We start from the raw sequence: 11568 nt of genomic DNA, 5'->3' as shown, positions 1-11568 counted from the left end.
CATGATGGCAGTGCGGTTTTTCCATGACAGCAAGCAACGATTACAAACTATTACGCCTGGTGGCTAGTAACGTAGTCGATTGCAGCTTGTACAGTAGTGATCTTCTCAGCTTCTTCGTCAGGGATTTCGGTCTCGAATTCCTCTTCCAGAGCCATCACCAGCTCAACGGTGTCAAGGGAGTCGGCACCCAGGTCTTCAACGAAGGAAGCAGTGTTAACCACTTCTTCTTCTTTAACACCCAGTTGCTCGGCAACGATTTTCTTGACGCGCTCTTCGATGGTGCTCATACCTTGTTTTCACTCCTAATGGACAAATTCAGGCAGCTGGCCAGTGGGTAAGTGTATAGAAAGACTTTTCAGTTTTTCAACTGAAAGCTTCACTCCTCAAACCCTGCAGCCCTCTGCCTATAAATAGATTGCAGCTTTATAACGGATTTTAGACAGCTCGTATGACATTTTTTTGAAGCAATCCGTCACATTTTACTTACATGTACATCCCACCGTTCACCGGGATTGTAGCCCCAGTGACGTATGCCGCACCGTCGGATGCAAGAAAAGCGACCACAGAAGCGATCTCTTGAGCTTGTCCCAGACGACCCAGCGGAATCTGCGTCTGCAAGGCTTCACGCTGTGCTTCAGGCAGCTCGCGCGTCATATCGGTGTCGATAAACCCTGGGGTTACCGAGTTGACCGTAATCGAACGCGAACCGACTTCACGCGCCATTGCACGGCTGAAACCTTCCAGACCGGCCTTGGCGGCTGCATAGTTTACTTGGCCTGCGTTGCCCATGGCACCCACCACCGAGCCAATACTGATAATTCGACCCCAACGCGCCTTGGTCATACCGCGCAGAACACCCTTGGACAGGCGATACAGACTGTTCAGGTTAGTATCGATGACGTCGTACCATTCGTCATCTTTCATACGCATCATCAAGTTATCGCGGGTGATGCCGGCATTATTGACCAGGATTGCCGGGGCACCGAACTGCTCCTGAATGCTCGCAATGACCTTGCTGACCGATTCGTCGCTAGTGACGTTGAGTTCCAGACCGGTGCCCTGAATGCCATGCTCTTTCAGCGTGGCAGCAATCGCCTCGGCGCCTTTGGCGGAGGTCGCGGTGCCAACAACGATGGCGCCCTGACGGCCCAGCTCCAGTGCGATAGCCTGGCCGATACCGCGGCTTGCACCGGTGACCAGTGCAACTTTACCTTGCAGACTCATGCAAGTTTCTCCTGATTCAGGCTTGCGCTGCGCGAGCGGCAGCGAAAGCGTCTGGGGTATTGAGGTTGGAAGTCGCAACGCCTTCGGCGCAACGCTTGTTCAGACCGGCCAGTACTTTGCCCGGGCCGCATTCGACCAGATTGGTCGCGCCCTTGGCAGCCAGCGTCTGTACCGACTCGACCCAGCGTACTGGCTTGTAGAGTTGTTCGAGCAGATCACGCTTGAGGGTTTCCAGATCGGTCGGCACCTGCGCGCTGACGTTCTGGACCACCGGGATCTGCGGCGCCTGCCAGTCGATGGCGGCGATGGATTCAGCAAAACGCTCGGCCGCCGGACGCATCAGCTCGCAGTGCGACGGCACGCTCACTGGCAACGGCATCGCACGCTTGGCGCCACGGGCCTTGCAGCCTTCAATGGCGCGCTCGACAGCAGCCTTGGCACCGGCGATCACCACCTGGCCTGGCGAGTTGAAATTGACGGCGCTGACCACTTCGCCTTGCGCCGCTTCGGCGCAGGCAGCCAGCACGTCTGCATCTTCCAGACCGAGGATCGCGGCCATGCCGCCCTGCCCCGCTGGAACCGCTTCCTGCATCAGTTGACCACGGCGCTCAACAAGCTTGACCGCGTCGGCCAACGTCAGGCTGCCGGCAGCGACCAGTGCGCTGTATTCACCCAGGCTGTGACCGGCAACAAAGGCCGGACGCGCGCCGCCTTCCGCCAGCCACAGACGCCACAGGGCGATCGAGGCGGTCAGAATGGCCGGCTGGGTTTTATCGGTTTGATTGAGCAGCTCTTCCGGCCCCTGTTGGGTCAGCGCCCACAGGTCATAGCCCAGAGCAGCGGAGGCTTCTTGGAAAGTTTCGAGGATCAGCGGATGTTGCGCGCCCAACTCGGCCAGCATGCCGAGGGACTGCGAACCCTGTCCTGGAAAGACGAATGCGAGGGAAGCAGACATGTAACAAGCCCCTAATGATCTTGTCGTCGGAAAATGACGCCCCGCTTGGGGACGCAAGAAACTGACAGTTGGATGGCCCTTTGAACCGGGCGGTCACATTTAAGCATTGTCGGACGAAAACGCCTAAGACAACAAATCCTCCAGACGACCGTGGAGGCGCTCGGGAAGATTCTCCTGGATCTCGATCAGTGCACGCTGAATCGCACTCTGAAAGCCCTGAACCCCGGCCGAACCGTGACTTTTCACGACGATACCCTGCAAGCCGAGGAAGCTTGCGCCGTTATGTCGCGCCGGCGCCAGATCCGCCTGCAAGCGCTTCATCAGCGGCAGCGCCAAGGCGCCTACCGCACGCGAGGCGAAGTTCTTTTTGAACAGCGCTTCGATCCGCGCAGCAATCATCGTTGCCAGGCCTTCGCTGGACTTGAGCAGGATATTGCCGACAAAACCGTCACAGACCACCACATCCGCTTCGCCGCGATACAGCCCATCGCCCTCGACAAAACCGATATAGTTGATGCCACGAGCAGCCTGCAACAGCGTTGCAGCCAGTTTTACCTGCTGATTACCCTTGATGTCCTCGGTGCCGATGTTCAGCAACGCCACGCGCGGACGAGGAATGCCCAGCGTCTGCGCCGCCACCGAGCCCATCACCGCGAACTGCAATAGATGTTCGGCGCTGCAATCGACGTTGGCACCAAGGTCGAGCAACTGGCAATAACCCTTTTGCGTCGGGATCGCGGCAACCATGGCGGGACGATCAATACCCGACAGGGTTTTCAAAACGAACCGCGACAAGGCCATCAACGCACCGGTATTGCCGGCACTGACACAGGCTTGCGCCTTGCCATCGCGCACCAGTTCGAGGGCGACACGCATCGACGAATCCGGCTTGCCACGAAGGGCCTGGGTCGGTTTTTCGTCCATGGTAATGACTTCGCTCGCCGCAACAATCGTCAGGCGCGCGCGATCGGCAGCCGATTGGCCGTTGATCAATTCTTCAAGAAGGGAGGGTTGACCGACAAGGATCAGATGCAGCGAGGGCGTAGCAGAAAGGCAAGCAAGGCTGGCCTGAACAATGCTGCGGGGACCGAAGTCCCCGCCCATTGCGTCAATCGCGATGACTTGAGCGGACAAGTGATTACTCGTCAGCGCCCTTGTCGATCACTTTACGGCCACGGTATACGCCTTCTGGCGATACGTGGTGACGCAGGTGAACTTCACCAGTGGTTTTTTCTACAGACAGGGTGCTAGCCTCGAGAGCGTCGTGCGAACGGCGCATGTCACGGGCAGAGCGGGATTTTTTGTTCTGCTGAACAGCCATAATTGATTAACTCCTAAACGTTTGGGTCACGCTTTAACTGCGCCAATACACTGAACGGGTTGGACCGCGTTACCTCGTCCTCGCTCGGTTCGGGCTCATCTGCTCCCGCCGGCTGCTGGCATTCTTCCGGATGATGAGCAGGCACAATAGGCAAGGCGAGCAGAAGCTCTTCCTCGACCAGTGACTGCAGATCCAATGGATCTTCGCCCAGTTCCAGCACGTCATAACCTTTCGGTAACGACTGGGTATTCGCACCCTCCTTCACTACAGCGTAACTGCATTCGCTGTGGATCGGCAGGGTGACCAGCTCAAGACAACGCTGGCAAACCATTTTGACTTCGGTGTCGATAAAGCTGTGGATCACCACAGATTTACGTTCATCTCGTTCAAAAACGAATTTCGCCTGCACCGTACCGACATTATCGGAAAGCGGGTCGCAGAGTCTCTTCAAATCGGCCAGCAGCAGTTCACCTTGAAGGGTGGTGCCACGGTCAGCCAATTTGCGCGGGTCAACGTGAGGTGGAATCGGGTCATTCAACATAGGCGCAGCATTATAGGGATGCACCCACCCATGTCAAAGGAAATTGTGCCCTGTCCGTCACTTGCGTGCCTCCGCTAGAATTCGCACCTGCCTCAGGAGACGCGAATGTTGCCTTTATTACTTGCTTCAAGCTCGATTTATCGTCGGGAATTACTCGCCCGCCTGCACCTGCCGTTCGTCTGCAGTTCGCCGGACATCGATGAAAGTCACCGCCCGGACGAGACCGCCATAGAACTGGTTAAGCGCCTCGCCGAACAGAAAGCCCGGGCACTGGCCGACAGCCACCCCGCTCATCTGATTATCGGCTCGGACCAAGTGGCGGTGCTCGGCGAGCAGATCATCGGCAAGCCGCACACCTTCGAGAAGGCGCGCGAACAGCTTTTGGCCGCCAGCGGTGCCAGCGTGACCTTTCTGACCGGCCTGGCGCTGCTGAACAGCCAGACCGGCCAATGCCAGGTCGACTGCGTGCCCTTCACCGTACACATGCGCCAGCTCGATCAGGAACGCATCGAGCGCTACCTGCGCATTGAGCAACCCTACGACTGCGCTGGCAGCTTCAAAGCCGAGGGACTCGGCGTCAGCCTGTTCCAGTCCACCGAGGGTCCGGATGCCACAAGCCTGATCGGTTTGCCACTGATTCGCTTGATCGACATGCTGCTGGCCGAGGGCGTGCAAATTCCTTAAAGCAAAAGATCGCAGCCTGCGGCAGCTCCTACAGTAGCCCGTTGTCGCCACACATAATGCGCATGACATCGAACATGTAGAAGCTGCCGCAGGCTGCGATCTTTTGATCTACCAGCGATTAACGCAACGACGGCCCGTGGAAACCCATCCACATCGCCAACTGCTCAGCCACACTGGCACCGAGCTTTTTCGAGAAACGATCGAACGGCGACTCCTGCACCGTGAAATCGACCAGCTCTTTCTCGCCAATCACATCACGTGCAACAGAGCTGGCGTTACCCAGACCATCAATCAACCCCAGCGGCAGCGCTTGCTCGCCCGACCAGACCAGCCCGGAGAACAGCTCCGGATGCTCTTTGTCCTTCAGACGATCACCGCGCCCCTGCTTGACGCTATTGATGAACTGCTTGTGCGTGGTATCCAGCACGCTTTGCCAGAACGCAGTTTCTTCCGGCTTCTGCGGCTGAAACGGATCAAGGAACGACTTATGCTCACCTGACGTGTACGTACGACGCTCAACACCAAGCTTCTCCATGGTGCCGACGAAGCCATAACCCGCCGCCGTCACACCAATGGAGCCGACCAGACTCGCCTTGTCGGCGTAAATCTGATCCGCCGCGCTGGCGATGTAATACGCACCGGACGCACCGAGATCGGAAATCACCGCATAGACCTTGATATCCGGATGCAGACCGCGCAAACGCTTGATCTCGTCGTAAACATAACCCGACTGCACCGGACTGCCACCCGGACTGTTGATCCGCAGGATCACGCCTTTGACCTTCTTATCCTCGAACGCTGCACGCAGACTACCGACGATATTGTCGGCACTGGCCGGCTCTTTATCGGCGATCATGCCGGTAACGTCGATCAGCGCGGTGTAGTTCGGGCCACGGGTAGCGCTCTTTTCCATGTCCATCAACGGCGTGAACAGGATCAGCGCAACAAACAGATAAACAAACGTCAGCAGCTTGAAGAAAATCCCCCAACGCCGTGAACGACGCTGCTCCTGGACGCCAGCCAGCAGTGTTTTTTCCAGCAGCTTCCAGCTTTTCTCGTCACCGCCATCAGCCTCTGCCTTGGCCGGTGCCTTCCATTCATCGGTCATGCCATCCACCCCAGCAAAATCGTATTAAGCCTGCTGTCCCAGCCAGGCATGCAATTCGGAAAATCGGTCGATCGACAGGCGCGGCTCGAACTGCTGCAGCGACTCGATCGATTGCGCACCGTAACTGACCGCCACAGAGGCCATGCCCGCATTGCGCGCCATCAGCAGATCGAAGGACGAATCACCGACCATCAACGCCTGCTCGGCACGCACGCCGCAATGGGCAAGTATCTGCTCCAGCATCAGCGGGTGCGGCTTGCTTGCGGTTTCATCAGCGGCGCGGGTGATATCGAAATAATCTTCCCAGCCATTGGCCTTAAGCACCCGATCCAGCCCGCGGCGATTCTTGCCGGTCGCAACAGCCAGGTGATAACCCTGCTCGCGAAACGACGCCATCGACTCGACTACGCCTTCGAACAACGGCGAAGGCACGGCTTCCGCGGCGATGTAGTGATCAGCGTAATACTCGCGAAACAAGGTCATTTCGGAATCGCTGATGTCTGGATACAAGGTGCGGATAGCCTCGGGCAAGCCCAGACCGATGATGCCTTTGACGGCAAAATCATCACGTAGCTCGAAACCCGAACGCTCGGATGCCGAGTGCATTGCCTCGACAATCCGATGAATGGAATCGGCCAGTGTGCCGTCCCAATCAAAGATCAGCAGTTTGTAATTAGATGGGCGCACTCAATCGCTCCACGGTCTTGGCCCACATTTCATCGACCGGCGCCTGCAACTTGAGTTCACCGCCATCGGGCAGCGGCACGGTCAGCATGTAGGCGTGCAGGAACAGGCGCTTGCCGCCCAGATCACGGATTTCCTTGCTGAAACTGTCATCGCCGTATTTGGTGTCGCCAGCAATGCAGTGTCCGGCGTGCAACGTGTGGACACGGATCTGGTGCGTGCGACCGGTGATCGGCTTGGCTTCGATCAGAGTGGCAAAATCGCCAAAGCGACGCAGGACCTTGAACACGGTCACAGACTCCTTGCCCTCCTCCTCGTCAACCTCGACCATCCGCTCACCGGAGCGCAGATTGCTCTTGCCGAGCGCCGCCCGGACTTGCTTGATCGAGGTCGCCCAGTTGCCGCGAACCAGTGCCATGTAGCGCTTATCGACACCGTCACCGCGCAATGCGGCATGCAAGTGACGCAACATGCTGCGCTTCTTGGCGATCATCAGCAGGCCGGAGGTATCACGGTCGAGACGGTGAACCAGTTCGAGCTCCTTGGTATCGGGGCGCAACTGACGAAAGGCTTCGATCACCCCGTAATTCAAGCCGCTGCCACCATGAACCGCAATGCCGGCGGGCTTGTTGATCACGATCAGGGCTTTGTCTTCGTAGACAATCGAGGCTTCCAGGCGCTGCAACAGGCCTTGCGCCAAAGGCACTGGCTCGTCGCGTTCAGGCACGCGAACCGGCGGCACGCGCACGATATCGCCGGCCTGCAGCTTGTATTCGGGCTTGATCCGCCCCTTGTTCACACGCACTTCGCCTTTACGCAAAATGCGGTAAATCAAGGTCTTGGGCACGCCTTTGAGCCGGGCGAGGAGGAAATTGTCAATTCGTTGGCCGGCATACTCCGGCGAGACTTCAAGCAGTTGAACGCCTGGAGTCGAAGGGGCAGTAGTTGTCATGCCGCGGATGATAACAATTTTTATGGAATTGAAGCACTTAATCATTGCTGCTATAGTCGCGAACGCCGCCAAAAGCGGCCTGGACAGCGGCACCACGGTCAAAAACCGGCCCTGACCAACGCAATTCACCAGGACGCGAGGCCGTCCTACGGGGCTTTCGCTACGTAACGGTGGAGTTTGCGGTTGTAACAAGCGCAGGTGACATGAGGCCTGAATTACACCGCCGAGCAGAGTTTTTACTCGCCTGGCAGGCAGATATTCACGGCCAGTTCACAAAGTGCAGTCAGCTGCAGATGACCCCGAGCGAACGCTTCGGAAACACCGCCTGAATTAGCCATGATGCGTGACCTCCCCTTTCGGAGCTCACGGTAAATGCCAACCCGCTGCGGATTCTGCGCGCGGCAGCACCCGAATTATCAGGGATACGTGTAGGGTGGAGATGCACAACCGCTGGACTGTGTAGCAATAGGCTTTATCAAGACGCTTCATCTCGTCCACAGCCACTGGTTGATTCCTCCTCCTGACTGAGTGCTTAAGTAGCCACAGCAAGCAGGACGCGTACGTCGCGGTATCGACCCAATTGGTCGTACATCGCTGGACACGGGAATGGCCAACCACTCCCGACGCACCTGACACCGACCGTGAGAAGTCGTGTGTGCCGAACGCCGTTTCCGGCAGCCCGGAAACCGACGGTACTACATGAAAAGAATGCTGATTAACGCAACTCAACCCGAAGAGTTGCGTGTTGCACTGGTAGATGGCCAACGCCTCTACGACCTGGACATCGAATCCGGTGCACGCGAGCAGAAAAAGGCCAACATCTATAAAGGCCGTATCACTCGCATCGAACCAAGCCTTGAGGCTGCCTTTGTCGATTTCGGCTCTGAGCGCCACGGCTTCCTGCCCCTCAAAGAAATCTCCCGCGAATACTTCAAGAAAGCTCCTGAAGGCCGCGTCAACATCAAGGACGTCCTGAGCGAAGGCCAGGAAGTTATCGTTCAGGTCGAAAAAGAAGAACGTGGCAACAAGGGCGCTGCCCTGACCACCTTCATCAGCCTGGCCGGTCGTTACCTCGTGCTGATGCCGAACAACCCGCGTGCCGGCGGTATTTCCCGTCGCATCGAAGGCGAAGAACGCAATGAACTGCGTGAAGCGCTGAACGGTCTGGTTGCACCGGCCGACATGGGTCTGATCGTGCGCACTGCCGGCCTGGGCCGCAGCAGCGAAGAAATGCAGTGGGACCTCGACTACCTGCTGCAACTGTGGACCGCCATCAAAGAAGCCTCGCTGGATCGCTCCGCGCCATTCCTGATCTATCAGGAAAGCAACGTGATCATCCGCGCCATCCGCGATTACCTGCGCCAGGACATCGGCGAAGTGCTGATCGACAGCGTTGAAGCCCAGGACGAAGCCCTGACCTTCATCCGCCAGGTGATGCCGCAGTACGCCAGCAAGATCAAGCTGTACGAAGACAGCGTTCCGCTGTTCAACCGCTTCCAGATCGAAAGCCAGATCGAAACCGCTTTCCAGCGCGTCGTCGAACTGCCTTCCGGCGGCTCCATCGTCATCGATCCGACCGAAGCCCTGGTGTCCATCGACATCAACTCGGCGCGCGCCACCAAAGGCAGCGACATCGAAGAAACCGCCCTGCAGACCAACCTTGAAGCGGCTGAAGAAATCGCCCGTCAGTTGCGCCTGCGCGACATCGGCGGCCTGATCGTCATCGACTTCATCGACATGACCCCTGCCAAGAACCAGCGCGCCGTGGAAGAGAAAGTCCGCGAATGCCTGGAAGCCGACCGCGCTCGCGTGCAGATCGGCCGCATCTCGCGCTTCGGCCTGCTGGAAATGTCCCGTCAGCGCCTGCGTCCATCGCTGGGTGAAAGCAGCGGCATCGTCTGCCCACGTTGCAACGGCACCGGCATCATCCGTGACGTTGAATCGCTGTCGCTGGCGATCCTGCGTCTGATCGAAGAAGAAGCCCTGAAAGACCGCACCGCCGAAGTTCGCGCACAAGTGCCAATCCCGGTGGCTGCGTTCCTGCTCAACGAAAAACGCAACTCGATCACCAAGATCGAACTGCGCACCCGTGCTCGCATCGTCATTCTGCCGAACGATCACCTGGAAACCCCGCACTTCGAAGTTCAGCGTCTGCGTGACGACAGCCCGGAAGCCGCGACCAACCAGTCCAGCTACGAAATCGCTGCTGCCGCTGCCGAAGTCGAAGAAGTCCAGCCAGCCGCTGCGACCCGCACCCTGGTTCGCCAGGAAGCCGCGGTCAAGACCGCTCCGGCCCGCGCCAACGCTCCGGTTCCGACCGAAGCTGCCGCACCTGCCGCCCCAGCACCTGCTCCGGTTGCCGCGCCAGAACCAAGCCTGTTCAAAGGCCTGGTGAAGTCGCTGGTCAGCCTGTTCGCTACCAAGGAAGAGCCAGCAGCTCCGGTCGTGGTTGAAAAACCGGCCAGCGAGCGTCCGGCCCGCAACGAAGAGCGTCGCAATGGTCGTCAACAGAGCCGCAACCGTAACGGTCGCCGCGATGAAGAACGCAAGCCGCGCGAAGAACGTGCTCCACGTGAAGAGCGCGCCCCACGCGAGCCGCGTGAAGAGCGTGCGCCACGTGAAGCCCGTGAAGTCCGCGAGCCTCGTGAAGCCCGTACCGAAGCACCGGTAGCCCGTGAAGAACGCGCTCCACGTGCCCCGCGTGAAGAACGTGCACCACGCGCTCCGCGTGAAGATCGCAAGCCGCGTGGCGAGCGTGAAGAACGTGTGCGTGAACTGCGCGAGCCTCTGGACGCTGCTCCGGTTGCTGTTGCTGCCGCTGCCGTGACTGCTGAAGAGCGTCCGGCCCGTCAGCCACGTGAAGAACGCGCACCGCGTCCGCCGCGTGAAGAGCGTCAACCACGCGCTGAGCAAGCCGCAGCTGCCGTTGCTGAAGAAGAAATCATCACTAACGAAGAGCAACTGCCGGAAGACGGCTCGGAGAACGCCGAAGGCGATCGTCCACGTCGTCGCTCCCGCGGCCAGCGTCGTCGCAGCAACCGTCGTGAGCGTCAGCGTGATGCCAACGGCAACGTGATCGAAGGTTCGGAAGAATCCGAGTCCGGCGAAAACGCTGAAGCCCCAGGCACTGCTGAGCTGGCCGCTGGCCTGGCGGTAACCGCCGCTGTTGCCAGCAGCGTGATCAGCGCTCCGGCCGAAGCACAAGCCTTTGAGCAAGCCGAACGTGCCACCGCTGCCACGCTGGAAACTGCTCCAGTTGAAACACCGGTTGTTGAGGCTCCGGTTGTTGAAGCAACTACTCCAGTTGAAGTGACTGCCGCTCCGGAAGTTGAAGTAGCTCCGGTTCGCGAAGCACAGTCGCAGTTTGAAGCCTTTGCTCAACCTGCCACTGAGCCAGCTGTAGTCGCCGAAGCACCAGTCGTTGCTGCTGAGTCGGTTGTCGAAACCGTCGCTGAAACCGTGACCGAAACCGTGCGTGAAGTTCGCGAAGAACAAACCGCATTCAACTGGGTTGCCGAGCCAGCCGTCGCTGAAACACCAGCGCCTGCATTCGAAGCGCCAGTGGTTGAAGAAGCCAAGGTTGCCGAACCTGCTCCAGCGCCAGTCGTTGAAGCGCCGGTGGTCGAAGCGCCTGTAGTTGTCGAAGCACCAGCCCCGGTGGCTGAGCCAGCTCCGGTCAGCGCCCTGGCGCCAAACGGTCGCGCGCCAAACGATCCACGTGAAGTGCGTCGTCGCAAGCGTGAAGAAGAGCGTCTGGCGAAAGAAGCTGAACTGGCTGCCGCTGCGGCTCCGGTTGCTGCCGAGCCAGCCGTTGTGGCTGAAGTGGTCGAGGCAGCACCTGCCCCGGTCGCCGAAGACGCCGTGGTTGAGTCGGTCATCGCTGAAGCTCCACGCTCCGTTCAGGACGCGGTAGAGCAACACGAAGAGGCCCAGGAAAAAGAGCACGAGCCTAAACCGCTCGTCTGATTCCAAAAGCCAATAAAAAGCCCCGCCCGGTGAAAGCCTGGCGGGGCTTTTTTTGCCTCGATTTTAGCCCTCAACACTAACCCTGTAGGAGTGAGCCTGCTCGCGATAGCGGTGTGTCAGTTGACACTCGTTT

General features: G+C 58.7%; 11 protein-coding genes. 2 read left to right on the top strand and 9 right to left on the bottom strand.

Annotated features, from left to right (window positions below):
* Positions 1 to 50: 50 nt before the first annotated feature.
* The 6 genes from acpP to JFT86_RS14855 form a co-directional block, all read right to left on the bottom strand.
* Positions 51 to 287: an acyl carrier protein gene (gene acpP, locus JFT86_RS14880; RefSeq protein WP_003175607.1), complete on the bottom strand. Its 237-nt coding sequence runs from the start codon at positions 285 to 287 to the stop codon at positions 51 to 53.
* A gap of 196 nt (positions 288 to 483) precedes the next feature.
* Positions 484 to 1224 (bottom strand): 3-oxoacyl-ACP reductase FabG, encoded by a 741-nt coding sequence (gene fabG, locus JFT86_RS14875; protein ID WP_025113014.1) that lies wholly within the window; start codon positions 1222 to 1224, stop codon positions 484 to 486.
* A gap of 16 nt (positions 1225 to 1240) precedes the next feature.
* Positions 1241 to 2179 (bottom strand): ACP S-malonyltransferase, encoded by a 939-nt coding sequence (gene fabD, locus JFT86_RS14870; protein ID WP_201237241.1) that lies wholly within the window; start codon positions 2177 to 2179, stop codon positions 1241 to 1243.
* A gap of 123 nt (positions 2180 to 2302) precedes the next feature.
* Positions 2303 to 3313 (bottom strand): phosphate acyltransferase PlsX, encoded by a 1011-nt coding sequence (plsX, locus tag JFT86_RS14865; RefSeq protein WP_201237240.1) that lies wholly within the window; start codon positions 3311 to 3313, stop codon positions 2303 to 2305.
* 4 nt (positions 3314 to 3317) lie between these two features.
* Positions 3318 to 3500 (bottom strand): 50S ribosomal protein L32, encoded by a 183-nt coding sequence (gene rpmF, locus JFT86_RS14860; RefSeq protein WP_003179396.1) that lies wholly within the window; start codon positions 3498 to 3500, stop codon positions 3318 to 3320.
* A gap of 13 nt (positions 3501 to 3513) precedes the next feature.
* The gene (locus JFT86_RS14855) at positions 3514 to 4041 is read right to left on the bottom strand and encodes a YceD family protein (RefSeq protein ID WP_095188591.1); all 528 of its coding nucleotides are present in this window, start codon (positions 4039 to 4041) and stop codon (positions 3514 to 3516) included.
* A gap of 105 nt (positions 4042 to 4146) precedes the next feature.
* Here JFT86_RS14855 and JFT86_RS14850 point away from each other — a divergent pair, with 105 nt between their 5' ends.
* On the top strand, positions 4147 to 4725 hold the full coding sequence (locus tag JFT86_RS14850; protein ID WP_201237239.1) for a nucleoside triphosphate pyrophosphatase: 579 nt from the start codon (positions 4147 to 4149) through the stop codon (positions 4723 to 4725).
* Between the two features lie 118 nt (positions 4726 to 4843).
* Here JFT86_RS14850 and sppA read toward each other — a convergent pair whose 3' ends face one another.
* The 3 genes from sppA to rluC are packed head-to-tail and all read right to left on the bottom strand — an operon-like array spanning position 4844 to position 7469.
* Positions 4844 to 5833: a signal peptide peptidase SppA gene (gene sppA, locus JFT86_RS14845; RefSeq protein ID WP_201237238.1), complete on the bottom strand. Its 990-nt coding sequence runs from the start codon at positions 5831 to 5833 to the stop codon at positions 4844 to 4846.
* Positions 5834 to 5857: 24 nt separating this feature from the next.
* The gene (locus JFT86_RS14840; protein ID WP_201237237.1) at positions 5858 to 6520 is read right to left on the bottom strand and encodes an HAD-IA family hydrolase; all 663 of its coding nucleotides are present in this window, start codon (positions 6518 to 6520) and stop codon (positions 5858 to 5860) included.
* The gene (rluC, locus tag JFT86_RS14835; RefSeq protein ID WP_201237236.1) at positions 6507 to 7469 is read right to left on the bottom strand and encodes a 23S rRNA pseudouridine(955/2504/2580) synthase RluC; all 963 of its coding nucleotides are present in this window, start codon (positions 7467 to 7469) and stop codon (positions 6507 to 6509) included. The genes JFT86_RS14840 and rluC overlap by 14 nt, the downstream gene beginning before the upstream one ends.
* Positions 7470 to 8168: 699 nt before the next feature.
* Between rluC and rne the strand changes: the two genes are divergently transcribed.
* On the top strand, positions 8169 to 11435 hold the full coding sequence (gene rne / locus JFT86_RS14830; RefSeq protein WP_201237235.1) for a ribonuclease E: 3267 nt from the start codon (positions 8169 to 8171) through the stop codon (positions 11433 to 11435).
* Positions 11436 to 11568 lie beyond the last annotated feature (133 nt).

The organism is Pseudomonas sp. TH06, from assembly GCF_016651305.1.
In the GTDB taxonomy this organism is placed as follows: domain Bacteria; phylum Pseudomonadota; class Gammaproteobacteria; order Pseudomonadales; family Pseudomonadaceae; genus Aquipseudomonas.
Note: the sequence above shows the minus strand (reverse complement) of the source record. Positions and strands in the feature narration are given on the sequence as shown.

Bases quoted from the DNA above. Each gene is read 5' to 3' on its own strand.
- JFT86_RS14850 (WP_201237239.1), top strand. From the start codon at position 4,147: ATGTTGCCTTTATTACTTGCTTCAAGCTCGATTTATCGTCGGGAATTA.
- rne (WP_201237235.1), top strand. From the start codon at position 8,169: ATGAAAAGAATGCTGATTAACGCAACTCAACCCGAAGAGTTGCGTGTT.
- sppA (WP_201237238.1), bottom strand. From the start codon at position 5,833: ATGACCGATGAATGGAAGGCACCGGCCAAGGCAGAGGCTGATGGCGGT.
- rpmF (WP_003179396.1), bottom strand. From the start codon at position 3,500: ATGGCTGTTCAGCAGAACAAAAAATCCCGCTCTGCCCGTGACATGCGC.
- rluC (WP_201237236.1), bottom strand. From the start codon at position 7,469: ATGACAACTACTGCCCCTTCGACTCCAGGCGTTCAACTGCTTGAAGTC.
- fabG (WP_025113014.1), bottom strand. From the start codon at position 1,224: ATGAGTCTGCAAGGTAAAGTTGCACTGGTCACCGGTGCAAGCCGCGGT.
- acpP (WP_003175607.1), bottom strand. From the start codon at position 287: ATGAGCACCATCGAAGAGCGCGTCAAGAAAATCGTTGCCGAGCAACTG.
- JFT86_RS14855 (WP_095188591.1), bottom strand. From the start codon at position 4,041: ATGTTGAATGACCCGATTCCACCTCACGTTGACCCGCGCAAATTGGCT.
- fabD (WP_201237241.1), bottom strand. From the start codon at position 2,179: ATGTCTGCTTCCCTCGCATTCGTCTTTCCAGGACAGGGTTCGCAGTCC.